The organism is Streptomyces sp. NBC_01723 (assembly GCF_036246005.1).
GTDB lineage: Bacteria > Actinomycetota > Actinomycetes > Streptomycetales > Streptomycetaceae > Streptomyces.
The window spans coordinates 821,917-837,876 of the sequence record NZ_CP109171.1 but is presented as its reverse complement, the minus strand read 5'-3'; the positions used below and the strand labels follow the sequence as shown (position 1 = coordinate 837,876).

Below are 15,960 nucleotides of genomic sequence, written 5' to 3'. Positions count from 1 at the left end.
CCCGGGTGCTCTCACCTCACGGCAGCACGGTCGCCGCGAACGGCTGACCGTCGAGAGCGCCCTTCGGTTCCCGAAAGGCTCTCGGCTCCCATGGCCTCGTCCTCTCCCGCACGCCCCTCGCTCTCCGCCCCCTCGCGTTCCCCCCTGCCCTCCGTGCCCTGCCCGTCGCGTGACGGGGTCGTCGCCGCGCTCCGCACCGCGGGCTGCGTCTTCGCCGAGGACGAGGCGGCGCTCCTGATGGCCGCCGCCCGCGACGCCGGTGAACTCACCGCCCTGATCGACCGCCGGGTCTCCGGGCTGCCCCTCGAACTCGTCCTCGGCTGGGCCGAGTTCCGCGGCCTGCGGGTCGCCGTCGCCCCCGGTGTCTTCGTCCCCCGCCGCCGCACCGAGTTCCTGGTCGACGAGGCCCTCGCCCACGCGCCGCACGCGTCCGTCGTCGTGGACCTGTGCTGCGGCTCCGGCGCCGTCGGCGCGGCCCTGGCCGCCGCGCTGGACCGGCCCGAGGTGCACGCCGCCGACGTCGACCCCGCCGCCGTGCGCTGCGCCCGCGGCAACCTCGCCGACGCGGGCGGCCGGGTGTACGCCGGTGACCTGTTCGACGCGCTGCCCGAGGCCCTGCGCGGCCGCGTGGACATCCTCGCGGCCAATGTGCCCTACGTCCCCACCGCCGAGGTGGCCCTGCTGCCGGCCGAGGCCCGCGACCACGAACCGCTGGTCGCCCTCGACGGGGGCGCCGACGGACTCGACGTGCTGCGCCGCGTCGCGGCCGAGGCGCCCCGCTGGCTGGCGCCCGGCGGCTGCCTGCTGGTCGAGACGAGCGAGGCCCAGGCACCCGCCGCGGTCGCCGCCTTCACCCGCGCCGGAATGACGACCCGCGTCGCGGTCTCGGAGGAGCTGTACGCCCACGTGGTGACAGGCGTACAGGACTAGGGGGATCCGTTTGGATCTTGCCGGGGTCGGAGGGTCTGGCACGCACATCCGCGGCGTTGTCGTCGGTTGCCAGGGCTCCGCCCTGTCGCCCTCCTCCGCCTTGCAGCTGCACGCGCCAGACCCCGCTCGGGCCGGTTGCAGGGCGCCGTTGCCTGGGGCCGGCCAGATCCAAACGGCACCCCTAGGGGTGCGGCACCTCTAGGCGGGCGGCGTGGCGCGGGCGATCAGCAGGGCCACGTCGTCGGAGTTCTCCGGCTCGTGCAGGGTGCGCAGGAGCTGGTCGCAGACCTCCTCCAGGGGGCGGTCCGGGCCGTCCAGCAGCGCCAGGAGGGCGTTCAGCCGCTCGTCCAGGGGGTGCCGGCGGGTCTCGACGAGGCCGTCGGTGTACAGCACCAGCCGGTCGCCCGGCTCCAGGGCGACGGCGGTCGTGGTGAACGGGACGCCGCCCACCCCGAGCGGCACCCCGGTGGGCAGGTCCAGCAGCTCCGGCGGGTGCCCGGCCCGCAGCCGCACCGGCGGCAGGTGCCCCGCGTTGGCGATCAGGCACCGCCTCTCGTGCGGGTCGTGCACGGCGTAGACGCAGGTCGCGATGGCCTGGTCCAGGCCCGCCGTGGTGCGGTCCAGGTGCTCCATGAGCAGCGCCGGATCCAGATCGAGGGCGGCCAGGGTGTTCGTCGCGGTCCGCAGCCGCCCCATCGAGGCCGCCGCCGCGATGCCGCTGCCCATCACGTCGCCCACCACGAGCGCGGTCTTGCACCCCTCCAGCTCGATCACGTCGAACCAGTCGCCGCCGACCTCGCTGGTGGCCCCGGCCGGCTGGTAGCGCGAGGCGACCTCCAGGCCACCGGTCACCGGCGGATGGCTCGGCAGCAGGCTGCGCTGGAGGGTCAGGGCGGTGGTACGGGCGTTCTGGTACCAGCGGGCGTTGTCAATCTGCAGCGCGGCCCGCGCGGCCAGCTCCTTGGCCAGCAGCAGATCGTCCTTGCCGAACGGGAGCGGGTTGGCGGTCCGCTTCAGGTCCAGGGCGCCGAGCACCTCGCCCCGCGCGATCAGCGGGACGGCCAGGTACGAGTGCACGCCCGCCCGGCGCAGCAGCTCCACCGCCTCCGGTGAACGGGCGATGCGCTCCAGGTCCTTCCCGGTCACCCGGGCCACCCACACCGGCCGCCCGCTGCGCACGCACTCGGTGACCAGGCGGTCCGGTCCGTACCGGGCCACCTGGCCGGGCCGGTCGGCCGCCGTGAGCGCGTCGGGGGCGTCGTCCGCGTGCACGGCCAGCGCCCTCATCACGGCAGGTTCGGCCGGGCCCAGGTTGCTGCGCCGGCCCTCCACCACGGCCTGGAGGAGATCCACGGCGGCGACGTCGGCGAGGCCGGGCACGGCCACGTCGGCCAGCTCGTGCGCGGTGCGGTCCAGTTGCAGCGTGGTGCCGATCCGGGCGGAGGCGTCCGCGACCGCGGCCAGCCGGCGCCGCGCGGCCTCGGCGCTCACCCGGTACTGCTCGGTGACGTCCACGACCGAGACGGCCACGCCCAGGACCGTGCCGAGCGCGTCGTCCAGCCGGTACAGCGAGACGGACCACGCGTGGTCCTCGTCCGGGTCGGCGGGCGTCCGTCCGGTGGTGGGCTTGTCGATCACCGGCTGCCCGGTCTCCAGCACCTCCCGTGCCGCGGCCTCCATCTGGGCCGCGTCCACCTGCGGCAGCAGCTCGTGGGTCCTCCGGCCGATGTGGTCCTCGGCGGGGATGCCGTTGATCCGCTCCAGGGCCGGGTTGACCGAGACGTACCGCAGGTCGGTGTCCAGCACCGCCAGTCCGACCGGTGACTGTGTGATCACCCGTGAGGAGAGCGCCAGGTCGCGCTCCAGCCGCCGCACCGTCGACTGGTCGGCCGCGAGCCCCAGCGCGTAGACGTCCCCGCGGTCGTCCAGCAGACGCATGTTGCGGAACTCGACCAGTCGGGTGCCGCCGTCCTTGTGCCGGACCGGGAAGGCCCCGGCCCAGCTGCGGCCGGTCCGCATGACGTCGGTGAACAGCTTGACGACCAGGTCGAGGTGGCGTTCGTGGACCATGATGCGGGCGGCGTACTGCCCCAGCGCCTCCTGTGCGGAGTATCCGAACAGCTCCTCCGCCTGCGGACTCCACAGCACGATCCGGCCCTCGGCGTCCAGCACGACCGAGGCCACGCTCAGCAGGTCGAGCAGTCCGCTGGGCCGCACGGGGCCGCGCGGCGACGCGTCGCCCTCGAACCCGGCAGACCCGGCTGTACTCATCCCACGCCCCGCCTTCACCGTTCCGCGCGGCACGCCTTCCTGATGCCGACTCCCTTGTTCTACCGCGTTCCGTCGCGCACAGGGCCGATTCCGAGCGGCTCCGCGGACTCCTTCCAGCATCTCCCGGCCCGGCGGTGACCGCCGCACGAACCGCGTCCGGAGTTGGTCTGTACATGCCCGGGCCGGCGGTCCAGACTGTGCGCCGAACGCGCTCGCCCCGTCCTTGCCGCCCGCCCCCCACCGAGGAGCCTCCATGCCCCTGCGCGCCCGGCAACGTTGTCACACCGTCCTGACCGGACTCGCCGCCCTCGCCCTCTCCGCCGGCCTCGCGGGCCCTGCGGCCGCCGCCGGCACCTTGGCCGAGTCGTCCGCGGCCGACACCTGGACCGAGGTCGGCTCCGACCGCGCCGACCCGCTCACCGAGAGCCAGGGCCTGGCCTCGGTCGAGGTCCCGGCAGGCAGCCCCAACCGCTACACCGGCATCGGCACCATCCCGCTGAACCTCAGCACGCGGGGCTGGAACCACGTCGGCGACCCCGACGCCTCCTACGACGGCCACTACATCGAGCCGTACCAGCGCGACGACGGCAACACGAAGATGTTCCGCGTACAGGAGCCCGACGGAAGCTGGGCGGAGTACGTGCACACGCTCAGCCCCGGTGAGGCGCGGAACAACTCCTGGTCCGCCGTCTCACCGGACGGCCGGTGGATGCTCTCCGGCGAGTGGGGCACCATGGACCGGCTGCTGGTCTTCCCGACACCCGGCGTCAATCCGGCCACCTCGCCGTCCGCGAACCTCCCCCAGGCGGCCACCGTGCGTCTGGACCACGCCGTGCGCGACGTCCAGGGCTGCGACTTCCTCGACGCGACCACCCTGCTCTGCTCCTCGGACGACCCGGCGGGCACTCTCTTCGGCATCACCAAACCCCTGCTGCGGATCGACCTGTCCGCCGCGCCCAACGGCACCGCGGACGTCTCCGGCCACGTCACCGCCTTGCGGCAGCTGCCCCTGCGCAGCGCCTGTTCCGGCGACTTCGAGACGGAGGGCATCGACTACGACCGCCGCACCGGCACCCTGCGCGTGATCGTCGTCTCGCCGGGCTTCTGCGTGCTGACCGACAGCAAGACCTACCGCTTCACCCGGTAGTGCCCGGCACCAGGTGGTGCTTTTCTGGTGGTATGGCCGCGAGAGGAGCGATCACGATGGACGCTGAGCGACTGCATCCGGAATCCGTCTCCGTGGAGCTGAGCGGGTGCAGCAAGGAGGACGCCCGGACCGTGTTCGACGCGCTGTGCGCGTGCTACGGGTCGGACCGGCACGCGGGCGACGTGACCCGGGAGTACCACGAGGTCCGCCCGACGGTGTGGCTCGGCACCTTCGACGTGGCCGACGCGCACCGGGGCGAGTGCGACCCCGCCCGGCTCCGGGAGTCCGTGGAGGCCGACGTACAGGGCGGCTACTGGGCGATCGAGAGGTTCCGCACCACCCTGGACTCCCTGTTCGCCGTGCGCGACCTGAGCACGGCCTCCGGGGACCAGGAGCGCGAGCTGCACGTACGGCTCGAGAGCCGCTGAGCCGACCGGGACCCGCCGGTGCGGCGGTGTGGTGTGCGCCGCCTCTTTGTGCAACTAGTTGCACAAAGAGGCGGCCGTCCTCTACAACGGAGGCACCACACCCCGCACGGAGGCGCCCCGATGAGCCGCTACCCCCACCTGCTGAGCCCGCTCGACCTGGGCTTCACGACGCTCCCCAACCGGGTCCTGATGGGCTCCATGCACGTCGGCCTGGAGGAGGCGGAGAACGGCTTCGAGCGCATGGCCGCCTTCTACGCGGCCCGGGCCCGCGGGGGAGTGGGCCTGATCGTCACCGGCGGCATCGCCCCCAACGACGAGGGCCGCCCCTACCCGGGCGGTGCCAGGCTCACCACCGAGGACGAGGCCGAGCAGCACCGCGTCGTCACCGACGCGGTGCACCGCGAGGGCGGCCGCATAGCCCTGCAGATCCTCCACTTCGGCCGCTACGCCTACCACGCCGACCTGGTCGCCCCGAGCGCGCTCCAGGCGCCGATCAGCCCGCACGTGCCCCGCGAGCTGACCGACGCCGAGATCGAGCGCACCATCGACGACTACGTCCGCACCGCCCGGCTGGCGCGCGGGGCCGGGTACGACGGCGTCGAGATCATGGGCTCCGAGGGCTACCTGATCAACGAGTTCATCGCCGCGCGGACCAACCACCGCACCGACCGCTGGGGCGGCTCGTACGAGAACCGGACGCGTTTCCCCGTCGAGATCGTCCGCCGGGTGCGCGAGGCGGTCGGCGAGGACTTCATCGTCGTGTACCGCCTGTCCATGCTCGACCTGGTGCCCGGCGGCTCCACCCTCGACGAGGTCGTCACCCTCGCCAAGGCCGTCGAGGCCGCCGGAGCGACCATCATCAACACCGGCATCGGCTGGCACGAGGCCCGCATCCCCACCATCGCCACCTCCGTGCCGCGCGGCGCCTACACCTGGGTGACCAGGCGCCTGATGGGCGAGGTGACGGTGCCGCTCGTCACCACCAACCGCATCAACACCCCCGAGGTCGCCGAGCGGCTGCTCGCCGAGGGCACCGCCGACATGGTCTCGATGGCCCGCCCGATGCTCGCCGACCCCGACTTCGTCGCCAAGGCCGCCGCCGGCCGCCCCGAGGCCATCAACACCTGCATCGGCTGCAACCAGGCCTGCCTCGACCACACCTTCAGCGGCCAGATCACCTCCTGCCTGGTCAACCCCCGCGCCTGCCACGAGACCGAGCTGGTCCTCGCCCCGACCCGGCGGCGCAAGCGCGTCGCGGTCGTCGGCGCCGGACCCGCCGGGCTCGCCTGCGCGGTCAGCGCGGCCGAACGCGGCCACGAGGTCACCCTTTTCGACGCCGCCGGCGAGATCGGCGGCCAGCTCAACGTGGCCCGCAAGGTCCCCGGCAAGCAGGAGTTCGACGAGACGCTGCGCTACTTCCGCACCCAACTGGCCGCGCACGGCGTCGACGTACGCCTCAACACGCGGGTCGCGGCCGACGACCTCACCGGCCACGACGAGGTCGTCGTCGCCACCGGCGTCACGCCCCGCACCCCGGACATCCCCGGCATCGACCACCCGAGCGTCGTCGGCTACCTCGACGTGCTCCGCGACGGCGCCCCCGTCGGCGACCGGGTCGCCGTCCTCGGCGCCGGCGGCATCGGCTTCGACGTGGCCGAATACCTCACCGACGGCGGCGACAAGGCGCACGAGGACCCGTCGACGTACTTCCGCCTCTGGGGCGTCGACATGGACTACGCCACCCCCGGCGGTCTCGCCGCGCCCGAGCGCCCCGCGCCGCCGCGCGCCGTCCACCTGCTCCAGCGCAAGACCTCCAAGGTCGGCGCCGGGCTCGGGAAGACCACCGGCTGGATCCACCGCACCGAGCTGAGGCAGCGCGGCGTCACCATGGTCCCGGGCGTGCGCTACGACCGGATCGACGACGCCGGACTGCACGTCACCGTCGGCGACGAGTCCACCGTCCTGGAGGTCGACACGGTCGTGCTCTGCACCGGACAGGAGCCCAGCCGCGGCCTGTACGACGACCTGATCGCCGCCGGTCGCAGCGCGCACCTCATCGGCGGCGCCGACGTGGCCGCCGAACTGGACGCCAAACGCGCCATCAAGCAGGGCACCGAACTGGCGGCGGCGCTGTAGCGGCCGTCCGGGCGGCCCGCGGCATCCCTAGGATGTGCACATGTCCCTCCCGCACGCGATCCTCACCGCCCTGGTCGAAAAGCCGTCGTCCGGGCTGGAGCTGACCCGCCGGTTCGACCGGTCGATCGGCTACTTCTGGTCGGCGACGCACCAGCAGATCTACCGCGAGCTGGGAAAGCTGGAGGGTGAGGGCCTGATTCGCGAGCTGCCCGGGCGGCAGCCGGCCCGCGGGCAGAAGAAGTCCTACGAGGTGCTGCCCGCGGGCCGCGAGGAGCTGGCCCGTTGGACCGCCGTACCCCAGGACCCCAAGCCCCTGCGGGACACGATGCTGCTGCGCCTGCGGGCCGCCGCCGTGGTCGGCACCGCCGGTGTCGAAGAGGACCTGCGTCGCCATCTGGACCTGCACGAGCGGCAGTTGGCGGAGTACCGGCAGATCGAGGAGCGGGACTTCCCGCCCGGCAGGGACAGCGCCGAGGACCGGCTGCGGCACCTGGTGCTCCGGGCCGGCATCGACCTGGAGACCTTCTGGACGGGATGGCTCAGGCACGCGCTGGCGGAGTTCGCCGAGCTGCCCGCCGAGGGAACCGGGGCTCGGGACCGGTAGGACTCAGAACCGGTAGGGCTTCGCGCGGCGGCGCAGGAACCAGGCCGCGCCGATGACACCGGCCCCCACCAGCGCGCCGCCCGCCACCAGGGTCGCGGTGCCGTAGTCCTGGATCGCCCCGCCCAGGCCGCCCATGACACCGCGCGGCGACGCGGACGGCGACGGAGTGGCCGAGCGGCTCGGGGACGGGGAGGGCGCCCTGGAGACGATGACCGTCTGGGTGCCCGCGGTGCTGTTGTTCGAGCACATGACGATCACCGTGTAGGTGCCCGGCGAGATGCCCGACCAGGCCGCCGACTGCCCGGAGCTGGTGCCGGACAGCGCCACCTGGCGCCCCTGCGCGAAGTCGCGCTGGCTGCTGGTGAGCAGCGAGGCGGTGCCCCAACTGCCGTTGAGCTGGGCGCAAGCCGTGGTGGTGACCGACACCGTGGTCCCGGTGGTGCTCACCGAGATGCCCGGCCCCGCGAGAGCCGGCCCGGCGGCCAGGGCGACGGGCAGCGCGGCGGCGGCTGCCGCGGTCAGGCCGGAGCGGAGAAACGGCGAAGAGATGCGCATGTGGACTGCCCTCCGGCGGCACGGTCGGCGGCACATCCCTTGCGTCGCCGAGATCGGGAACGCCCGTGTCCCCTCAGTGGCAGCCAACAGCGCGGCGGCCGCACCCGCATGCCGAGCGCGACCGCCCAGGTGACGCGCCGCCCGGCCCGGGCCGCACCGAGGTCAGCCGCCCGCGCCCAACGTCACCTTCCGTTCCTCCGAGAAGCCGCCCCAGGTGCCGTCGGCCAGCCTGGCCCGGACCCGCACCCGGTGCGTGACACCGGCCTCCCGTCCCGCGTAGAAGCTGTACTCGGCCAGGTCGCGCGGCGCTTCGGCCCCGTAGACCAGGGAGGTCGCCGGACGGCCGTCCAGGTGGATCTGGTACTCGGTGACCGGGCCGTCCGTCCGCGGCGGGACCCAGGTCAGGTCGAGGTAGTACGCCCCGTCGGCGAGATGGGAGGCCGCGCGCAGACCGGTGGGCGCGGAGGTGCGGCCGTCGTCCGACCCCGGGGTGGCGAGCCGGACGACCGCGCTGGCGGGGGAGAGGTTGTCGGCGGCGTCCCGCGCCCGCACCGTGAAGGTGTAACGGGTGCCCGGCCGCAGCCCCGTGACGACGGCCGCCGTCTGGGCGCCGCCGACGCTGTGCACCTTCGTGCCGCCCTGGTAGACGTCGTACGACACCACCTTGCGGTCGTCCTTCGCGGCCGACCAGGTGAGCTGCACGGCCCGGCCGCCCGCCGCCCGGCCCTCGGCGCCCTCCGGGCGGGTGGGGGCGGAGGCGTCGGTGACGGCGGCCGGCGTGGTGGCCCTCACCTCCCGGCTGCGCGGCCCGAGCCGCCCGTCGGCGTCGCGCGCCCGGACGGTGAAGGCGTACGCCGTCGAGGGGCGCAGCCGGGTGACGTCCACCATGCGGTCGGACGCCGGTACCTCCTTGACCAACCTGCCGCCGCGGTACACCTCGTAGCTCTCGGCCCCGTCCAGCGCGTTCCACATCACGTGCACGGTCGTCGCGCTGCCCGCCTCGGCGGTGACGCCCATGGGCACGCCGGGCAGCCCGCCGCCCTCCCCCTCCCCGCCCGAGCCCGTGCCCGTGCCGCAGGAGGTCAGCAGGACGACCGTGCCGCAGAGCAGGGGCAGGGCGCACCGGCGCAGGAACACGCCGGGGGCGGCGGTGGGAGCGGGGACAGCGGGAACGGGTACGTCTCGCACGGCTCAGCCTCCGGTGGGGCGTCGGTCCGATTCGATGCGACGGCAATGGTCCGGACCAATATGACGCCCGTGACGCGATCACATCAAGAGGGGCGTCGCCGGGTTACGTATGCTGAGTCACCTGAGGGTCGAACTCCGGGGGATTCCGGGCGGGTTCGGGCCGGAGGCACGGACCGCTGTCGTCGCAGATCCCGTGCCGGCACGGGTGGCCGGGCGCGCCGGGAGCCGTAACAGGTCCCGGCCCGCCCGCCCCCGGTCGCACCCCCGAGGCGGGCGCGGAGGACAGGGACGTGCACCGTCTGGCCCTGTGAAAGGTGGTCGCACGGCCGAATCGGGGACACATGGGACCGAGTGCCCGCCCATGTCCCCCAGGAGAGGCCACATCGTGCGTGTCCAGTCGCTGACGCTGGTCGCGGCCAGTGCCGCCCTGATCGCTCCCACGGCGTTCCCCGACGCTCCGCACCCGCTCCGCGCCGACCTCCCGGCGCACCACCTGGCCGACGTCCGGTCCCAGGACGTCCCGGGGCGCGCGAACCGGTCCGGGGTCCGGATCGGGCCGGTCCCGGACCGTCCGAAGGGGCACGGGCGAGAGGCGCCCGTCCGTGCGGCCGACCTGCTGGCCGAGGTACGCGACTGCACACCCGTCTCGCGCGGGCGCTACCGCAAGGACTCCGGGACGCCGGCGGACATCCCGGTCTGCGGCAAGCGCGATGCCGTGTACTGGAAGGCCGACCTGGACGTCGACTGCGACGGGGTGCCCGGCGACCGGTGCAACAGCCGCAGCGACCCGCACTTCAGCCCCGCCACCGCGTTCACCCGGTCGGACGGCCGCCCGCTGGACGCCGAGCACCTGCCCTACGTCGTCGTGCCCGAGCCGAGCGACGTCTGGGACCACCGCGAGGACGACGTGCGCGGCGGATCGCTCGCCGCCCTCGTCCACGGGGACCGGGTGCGGTACGCGGTCGTCGGCGACGTCGGCCCGCGCGACCTCATCGGCGAGGCGTCCTACGCCGCCGCGAAGGCGCTCGGCGTCCCGGCCGACCCGCACGGCGGCGGCGCGGCGTCCGACGTGACGTACATCGTCTTCAAGGGCAGCCAGGTCGAGCCCATCGAGGACCTGGCGGCCGCTGAGAAGGAGGGGGAGCGGCTGGTACGGGAGTTCATGGGCGACGACTGAGACCGGGACGACCGACGGCCGCGCACCGCGCCGCGGCGGCCGGGCTCCCCCGACCGCCCCGGCGCAGGACCTAGGCCTTCCGGTAGGAGTACGCCTCGGCGGCGGCCGCCTCCACGGCCGCGAGGTCGGCGCCCGTCGAGGCCGTCACCACAGCGGCCACCGCGCCCTCGACGAACGGCGCGTCCACCAGACGGGTGTGCGCCGGGAGTTCGTCGCCCTCGGCCAGCAGCGCCTTGACGGTGAGTACCGCGCTGCCGAGGTCGGTGAGGACGGCGACGCCCGCACCCCGGTCCACGGACGCGGCGGCCGCCGCCACCAGCTCGGAGCTGGTGCCGAACTCGCCGGACGCGGTCCCGCCCGCCGGGGCGACGGGGACGGCCGCGCCACCGCCCGACAGCGCCTTGGCCAGCTCCGCCACGGACGCGGCGACCGCGGCGCTGTGCGACACCAGCACGATCCCGACCAGCTTCTCGTCACTCACCGGCCGCCTCCTGCAGTGCCGCGACGAGCAGTGCCGCCGAGGTGGCGCCGGGGTCCTGGTGCCCGATGCTGCGCTCGCCGAGGTAGCTCGCCCTGCCCTTGCGGGCCTGCAACGGCGTGGTCGCCTCGGCCCCCTCCTCGGCCGCCGTGCGCGCCGCGGCGAACGAGTCACCGAGGGCGTCCACGGCCGGCACCAGGGCGTCGATCATCGTCTTGTCGCCCGGCGCGGCACCGCCGAGTGTCATGACGGCGTCCACGCCCGTCCGGAACGCCTCCGCCAACTGCTCCCGGCTGACCTCGGGCGCGTCCCCGAGTGACTTGCCGGTACGGCGCAGCAGCGTCCCGTAGAGCGGCCCCGAGGCACCGCCGACGGTGGAGATGAGCCGGCGCCCGGCGAGGATCAGGACCGCGCCGGGAGTGTCCGGAGCCTCCTTCTCCAGCGCGGCCGCCACGTCCCTGAACCCCCGCTGGAGGTTGCTGCCGTGGTCGGCGTCGCCGATGGGCGAGTCGAGGGCGGTGAGCCGTTCCGCCTCGCGGTCGACGGACGCGGTGGTGACCGTCATCCAGCGGCGGAAGAAGTCGGCGTCGAGCACAGTGTCTCCTTGCCTGGTAGGTACGTTGCGATCCCTTCCCCGTCCACCGTCACATGCCCCACCTCAGTCCGGGGGTGCTCACCGGCGCGTCCCACAGTCCGAGCAGCTCCTCGTCGATCTCGCACAGGGTGACGGAGGCGCCCGCCATGTCGAGCGAGGTGACGTAGTTGCCGACGAGCGTACGGGCGACGGCGACCCCGCGCCCGCGGAGGATGCGCTGCACCTCGGCATTGAAGCCGTACAGCTCAAGGAGCGGCGTCGCGCCCATGCCGTTGACCAGCACGAGGACCGGGTTGCGCGGCGCGAGGTCGGTGAGGACCGCGTCCACGGCGGCCTCGGCGATCTCGCCCGAGGTCATCATGGGACGCCGCTCACGGCCGGGCTCCCCGTGGATGCCGATGCCCAGTTCCAGTTCACCCGCCGGGAGGTCGAAGGTCGGGGTGCCCTTGGCGGGCGTGGTGACGGCGCTGAGCGCGAAGCCGAAGCTGCGGGAGCTGTCGTTGACCCGCCGGGCGAGCGATTCCACCTGCTCCAGCGGCCGTCCCTCCTGTGCGGCGGCCCCGGCGATCTTCTCCACGAACAGCGTCGCCCCCGTGCCGCGCCGCCCGGCCGTGTAGAGGCTGTCCGTCACCGCGACGTCGTCATTGACCAGCACCTTCGCGACCTGGATGCCCTCGTCCTCGGCCAGCTCGGCGGCCATGTCGAAGTTGAGCACGTCACCGGTGTAGTTCTTGACGACGAACAACACCCCGGCCCCGCTGTCCACGGCCGCCGCGGCCCGCACCATCTGGTCCGGCACCGGCGAGGTGAACACCTCACCCGGACAGGCCGCCGCGAGCATCCCCGGGCCCACGAACCCGCCGTGCAGCGGCTCGTGCCCGGACCCGCCCCCCGACACCAATGCGACCTGCCCCGCCACGGGCCCATCCCGCCGCGCGATCACCCGGTTCTCGACATCCACGGCCAGCTCCGGATGGGCGGCCGCCATACCGCGCAACGCGTCCGCGACCACGGTCTCGGGGACGTTGATGAGCATCTTCATGGGTACCTCCTGGGAAGCCTGACAGGCCAGTCGTTGACCTGCGTATGCGGGTTCTGGCAGCGCTGATGCCGACTCAAGGCTGACGTCGGTGCCGGCGTGTCAGGTCGGTCGGACGGTCGGGCGCGGCGTGGTCAGGATGCCGCTGTCGGCAGTATCGGCCTTGCGGCAGCGAAGGTCACGCGCGAGAACGGTATGGGCGCGCCTCGGTCGCCCAGCCGACGTACCCGGTCACCCTGGCGCCTTGCTGCCGATTCCCGGGTACCGACGAGGGTGTCATCGCCTGCTTCGGCGAGAGCGGCGGGGGGACGCCCAGTGGTGTAGGTCAGCCTCGACGCCGAGGCAGGGCCGCTCGCGCTCGGACTGGCGGGGTCGAGGCTGTGTCCGGTGGCTCCGTGGTGGCGGGACGCCCCCGGACGGACCGCCGGAGAACCCCAGGCAGTCGCCGACGAGTACCGGGAGAACGTGCCCGACCTCGATCAGCGACGTGACCGCGCGGCCCGGGCGCTCGGCCTCGACCCGGCCGATCCTCCGTGACCGGTGTCCGGTCGGCCAGTCGTCCCAGGACCCGACCGCATCCAGCCCGCCGGCTGCGACCGGTCAGAGTCCGGTGAGACGGTGCGCTCATGGCTGATCCGGTCGGCCGGGTGGTACACGGACGTGGCCTCACTCGGTGCGCGGGTGATCCGCTCCTTTCAGGAAGACCTACCCGCCCAGGCCGTCAGTGCCCGAGCACGCTCGTCGCCGCGCGCGCCGGCGTCGGTGGTGCGGGTGGCCCACGCGACGTGACCGTCGGGGCGTACGAGAACCTCGTTCACCCCGACGAGGTCCGCGTGCTCGTCGTGCCGGGTGGCGGTGAAGGCCGTGACCCGCGAGCCCCAGCCCGCGTCGACGGCCTCCCGAAGTGCCGGGTCGCCGGTCAGGGACAGCAGAACGAAGCGGCCCTGGGGGAGCAGTTCGTAGACCCGCGTCGCCTGCGAACCGGCGGCGGTCAGCCCGATGTCGGGCATGCGCCGCCCCACCAGCGGATCGGCGCCCGGGGCCGCCGGTGGATATCCGGTGCCGAGCGCGGAGACCTGATCGGCGAGCAGGCGGTTGACCTCCGCCATGCCCAGCAGCTGGTCGAGGAGTTTCCGCAGGGCCGCGGCCGGGCGCTGGTACTGCTCGACGAGTGCCAGCTCCGCCAGCAGGGTCTGGACCTCGGTGTTCTCGGTGACCGACTGCCCGACCGGCCGGCGCTCCGCGTCGTAGCTGTCGAGCAGCCCCGGTGGCGCCCAGCCGTTGACGACGGCCGCCAGCTTCCAGCCGAGGTTCATGGCGTCCTGGAGACCGGTGTTGAGGCCCTGGCCCGCCGCGGGGAAGTGGATGTGGGCGGCGTCTCCCGCCAGCAGGACGCGTCCCGAACGGTAGCTCTCCGCGAGCCGGGTGGCATTGCCGAAGCGCGACAGCCAGCGGGGCTCGGCGACCCCGCAGTCGGATCCGGTGATCCGGGTGAGCGACGCACGGAACTCCTCCAGCGTCACGGGCTCCCCGGCCGGCACCCGCATCCGCTCCGGATCCAGGTAGACGACCCGGGTGAGTCCTCCCTCGAGCGGCGCGACGAGTACGCCACGGGCCCGTGCGACATCGAGGGCGCCGGGCCGTGGGTCGACGACCGCGACGTCCCCGAGCACCCCGGTCAGCGTCTCGTCGGTACCGGGGAAGCCGATCCCCGCGGCCCGCCGTACGACGCTGCGGCCACCGTCGCACCCGACCGCGTACCGGGCGCGCACGGTCTCGGTGCCGCACCCCGGACCGCGCACTTGCATCTCGACCCCGTCGCCGGCCTGGCTCACGCCGAGGGCCTCGTATCCCCGGCTGATCGCCACACCCAGCTCGTGCGCCCGCTCCTCCAGGATCGCCTCGGTGCGCGCCTGGGCCAGGAAGAGGCTGTAGCCGTGCCGGGAGTCGAGAGCGCGGAAGTCCAGTTGTGTCCGCAGCCCGGCGAAGTGCCAGCCCGGCACGGTCCGGCCGAGCGGGAGGAACCGGTCGAGCAGGCCCCGCTGGTCCAGCAGTTCCACACTGCGCGGGTGCAGGCTCAGCGCCCGCGAATCGCGCTGCGGCTCGGTGCGGCGCTCGATGATCCGGATCCGTACGCCCGCCAGTGCCAGCTCGCAGGCGAGCATCAGCCCCGTCGGGCCCGCGCCCACGACGATCACGTCGGTGTTCATCGGAGTTGTCCTCCTCTATTTAATGAACGGTGTTCACGTGAACGCCGTTCACTATAGTGAGGTGCATGAGCTCCCCGTCAAGCCCGACCAGGGGCCGGCCCGCCCGGCTCGACCAGGCCCGCACCGTCCAGACCGCTCTCGACCTGCTGAACGAGTCCGGTCTCGACGCGCTGACCATGCGGCGGCTCGCCGATGCGATGGGCGTCCGGGCCGGTGCGCTGTACCGCTACTTCGCGACCAAACAGGATCTGCTCACCGCGATGGCCGAGCGCATGGTCGACGGCGTCGCCGACGCCGCCGGGCCGACGGGAGACGGCGACTGGAACGAGAGAGCGGCGCGCCTCGCCCGCGCGCTGCGTACGGCCCTGCTCGCCCATCGCGACGGCGCACGCGTCTTCGCCGGTACTCACTCGACCGGCCCCAACACCCTGGGCTTCGCCGACAGCTTCGTCGGCGAGCTGCGCGAGGCGGGCTTCGGCGACGGCGAAGCGGCGCGGGCGCTCTACGCGGTGACCAACTTCACCGTCGGACACACCCTGGAGGAACAGGCCGCCGTCCAGCCCGGGGCCGGAGGGCCCGCCGATGCGGGCGCCCTGCGCGAGGCGGTGGTGACAGGGACGTATCCGCACCTCGCTGCCATCCTGCCGGTGCTCACCAGCACGGACTTCACGGCACACTTCGAGTTCGGCCTGCGGCTGCTCCTGGACGGACTGCGTGCCGTCCGGCGGTGAGCCCCGTGAGGTGACCCCAGACCGTCCGCGCCGGGAGAGAATCACTCAACTCGGCGCCGTGCACCGCCCGTCGTGCCCCCGAGTGAACCCATCCGGTCACCGAAACCTACGACCTGGGCGAGGAGGCCTTCAGCGACCCCAGCAGCGGCACCGTCAGTGAGATACGCGCGGTGGTGCCCCGCCCGAGCACCGTGCGTGGACAGCTGCCACTGGTGGTTCTCTCCCACGGGTCTTGGTACGCGTGCACCGATCCCGACGCCCAACAGTGGCCCCGCGAGAGCGGCAGCAATACCTCGACGACGCCGAGGGACGCTCCTCCGCACCGGCCTACTCCGTCTCGCTGCACGACGGCAACCACGATTTCTTCAACACCCGATGGCCCCCCTGCCCCACTGGGCGAGGACGACAGCACCTGCCCGAAGCGCGGACTCGCCCCTACGACTCACCAGGACGCCTTCACCGCATACGCCA

The 15,960-nt window shown here is 73.5% G+C and carries 15 protein-coding genes; 8 read left to right on the top strand and 7 right to left on the bottom strand.

Annotation, left to right across the window (positions count from 1 at the left end):
• Positions 1 to 90: 90 nt before the first annotated feature.
• Positions 91 to 930: a putative protein N(5)-glutamine methyltransferase gene (locus OIE75_RS03950; RefSeq protein ID WP_329469530.1), complete on the top strand. Its 840-nt coding sequence runs from the start codon at positions 91 to 93 to the stop codon at positions 928 to 930.
• Between the two features lie 198 nt (positions 931 to 1,128).
• Here the strand turns inward: OIE75_RS03950 and OIE75_RS03945 are convergent, their stop codons facing one another.
• A complete protein-coding gene (locus OIE75_RS03945; protein WP_329469528.1) occupies positions 1,129 to 3,201 on the bottom strand; it encodes a SpoIIE family protein phosphatase in 2,073 nt (690 codons plus the stop codon).
• A gap of 253 nt (positions 3,202 to 3,454) precedes the next feature.
• On the opposite strand from OIE75_RS03945, the gene OIE75_RS03940 reads away from it, so the two are divergent.
• From OIE75_RS03940 to OIE75_RS03925, 4 genes are all read left to right on the top strand, one after another.
• On the top strand, positions 3,455 to 4,348 hold the full coding sequence (locus OIE75_RS03940) for a hypothetical protein (protein ID WP_329469527.1): 894 nt from the start codon (positions 3,455 to 3,457) through the stop codon (positions 4,346 to 4,348).
• A gap of 56 nt (positions 4,349 to 4,404) precedes the next feature.
• Positions 4,405 to 4,776 carry a hypothetical protein gene (locus OIE75_RS03935; protein ID WP_307009683.1) on the top strand — a complete coding sequence of 124 codons (372 nt, stop codon included), beginning with the start codon at positions 4,405 to 4,407 and terminating at the stop codon, positions 4,774 to 4,776.
• A gap of 120 nt (positions 4,777 to 4,896) precedes the next feature.
• Positions 4,897 to 6,912 (top strand): NADPH-dependent 2,4-dienoyl-CoA reductase, encoded by a 2,016-nt coding sequence (locus tag OIE75_RS03930; RefSeq protein ID WP_329469526.1) that lies wholly within the window; start codon positions 4,897 to 4,899, stop codon positions 6,910 to 6,912.
• 40 nt (positions 6,913 to 6,952) lie between these two features.
• Positions 6,953 to 7,516, top strand: coding sequence for a PadR family transcriptional regulator (locus tag OIE75_RS03925; protein ID WP_307009681.1), 564 nt, complete (start codon positions 6,953 to 6,955; stop codon positions 7,514 to 7,516).
• A gap of 3 nt (positions 7,517 to 7,519) precedes the next feature.
• Here the strand turns inward: OIE75_RS03925 and OIE75_RS03920 are convergent, their stop codons facing one another.
• Together OIE75_RS03920 and OIE75_RS03915 are read right to left on the bottom strand one after the other, a co-directional pair.
• Positions 7,520 to 8,071, bottom strand: a complete 552-nt coding sequence (locus OIE75_RS03920; RefSeq protein ID WP_185832183.1) for a hypothetical protein — start codon at positions 8,069 to 8,071, stop codon at positions 7,520 to 7,522.
• Between the two features lie 162 nt (positions 8,072 to 8,233).
• The gene (locus OIE75_RS03915; protein WP_329469524.1) at positions 8,234 to 9,259 is read right to left on the bottom strand and encodes a fibronectin type III domain-containing protein; all 1,026 of its coding nucleotides are present in this window, start codon (positions 9,257 to 9,259) and stop codon (positions 8,234 to 8,236) included.
• 385 nt (positions 9,260 to 9,644) lie between these two features.
• Between OIE75_RS03915 and OIE75_RS03910 the strand changes: the two genes are divergently transcribed.
• Entirely contained in the window at positions 9,645 to 10,436 is a 792-nt protein-coding gene (locus tag OIE75_RS03910) for a glycoside hydrolase family 75 protein (RefSeq protein WP_329469522.1), read from the top strand.
• 70 nt (positions 10,437 to 10,506) lie between these two features.
• On the opposite strand, the gene OIE75_RS03905 is transcribed toward OIE75_RS03910, so the two are convergent.
• Genes OIE75_RS03905 through dhaK form a run of 3 tightly spaced genes read right to left on the bottom strand, consistent with a single transcriptional unit; the run spans position 10,507 to position 12,551 of the window.
• Positions 10,507 to 10,917 carry a PTS-dependent dihydroxyacetone kinase phosphotransferase subunit DhaM gene (locus OIE75_RS03905; protein ID WP_329469520.1) on the bottom strand — a complete coding sequence of 137 codons (411 nt, stop codon included), beginning with the start codon at positions 10,915 to 10,917 and terminating at the stop codon, positions 10,507 to 10,509.
• Positions 10,910 to 11,509 (bottom strand): dihydroxyacetone kinase subunit DhaL, encoded by a 600-nt coding sequence (gene dhaL, locus OIE75_RS03900; protein WP_122614602.1) that lies wholly within the window; start codon positions 11,507 to 11,509, stop codon positions 10,910 to 10,912. The genes OIE75_RS03905 and dhaL overlap by 8 nt, the downstream gene beginning before the upstream one ends.
• A 49-nt stretch (positions 11,510 to 11,558) precedes the next feature.
• On the bottom strand, positions 11,559 to 12,551 hold the full coding sequence (gene dhaK / locus OIE75_RS03895) for a dihydroxyacetone kinase subunit DhaK (RefSeq protein ID WP_307009677.1): 993 nt from the start codon (positions 12,549 to 12,551) through the stop codon (positions 11,559 to 11,561).
• Positions 12,552 to 12,935: 384 nt separating this feature from the next.
• Here dhaK and OIE75_RS03890 point away from each other — a divergent pair, with 384 nt between their 5' ends.
• A complete protein-coding gene (locus tag OIE75_RS03890) occupies positions 12,936 to 13,085 on the top strand; it encodes a hypothetical protein (RefSeq protein WP_307009676.1) in 150 nt (49 codons plus the stop codon).
• A 158-nt stretch (positions 13,086 to 13,243) separates the two neighbouring features.
• Here OIE75_RS03890 and OIE75_RS03885 read toward each other — a convergent pair whose 3' ends face one another.
• Positions 13,244 to 14,758 carry a monooxygenase gene (locus tag OIE75_RS03885; RefSeq protein ID WP_329469516.1) on the bottom strand — a complete coding sequence of 505 codons (1,515 nt, stop codon included), beginning with the start codon at positions 14,756 to 14,758 and terminating at the stop codon, positions 13,244 to 13,246.
• A 65-nt stretch (positions 14,759 to 14,823) separates the two neighbouring features.
• Between OIE75_RS03885 and OIE75_RS03880 the strand changes: the two genes are divergently transcribed.
• Positions 14,824 to 15,489, top strand: a complete 666-nt coding sequence (locus OIE75_RS03880) for a TetR/AcrR family transcriptional regulator (protein WP_329469514.1) — start codon at positions 14,824 to 14,826, stop codon at positions 15,487 to 15,489.
• Positions 15,490 to 15,960 lie beyond the last annotated feature (471 nt).

Bases quoted from the DNA above. Each gene is read 5' to 3' on its own strand.
- OIE75_RS03950 (WP_329469530.1), top strand. From the start codon at position 91: ATGGCCTCGTCCTCTCCCGCACGCCCCTCGCTCTCCGCCCCCTCGCGT.
- OIE75_RS03945 (WP_329469528.1), bottom strand. From the start codon at position 3,201: ATGAGTACAGCCGGGTCTGCCGGGTTCGAGGGCGACGCGTCGCCGCGC.
- OIE75_RS03940 (WP_329469527.1), top strand. From the start codon at position 3,455: ATGCCCCTGCGCGCCCGGCAACGTTGTCACACCGTCCTGACCGGACTC.
- OIE75_RS03935 (WP_307009683.1), top strand. From the start codon at position 4,405: ATGGACGCTGAGCGACTGCATCCGGAATCCGTCTCCGTGGAGCTGAGC.
- OIE75_RS03930 (WP_329469526.1), top strand. From the start codon at position 4,897: ATGAGCCGCTACCCCCACCTGCTGAGCCCGCTCGACCTGGGCTTCACG.
- OIE75_RS03925 (WP_307009681.1), top strand. From the start codon at position 6,953: ATGTCCCTCCCGCACGCGATCCTCACCGCCCTGGTCGAAAAGCCGTCG.
- OIE75_RS03920 (WP_185832183.1), bottom strand. From the start codon at position 8,071: ATGCGCATCTCTTCGCCGTTTCTCCGCTCCGGCCTGACCGCGGCAGCC.
- dhaK (WP_307009677.1), bottom strand. From the start codon at position 12,551: ATGAAGATGCTCATCAACGTCCCCGAGACCGTGGTCGCGGACGCGTTG.
- OIE75_RS03885 (WP_329469516.1), bottom strand. From the start codon at position 14,758: ATGAACACCGACGTGATCGTCGTGGGCGCGGGCCCGACGGGGCTGATG.
- OIE75_RS03880 (WP_329469514.1), top strand. From the start codon at position 14,824: ATGAGCTCCCCGTCAAGCCCGACCAGGGGCCGGCCCGCCCGGCTCGAC.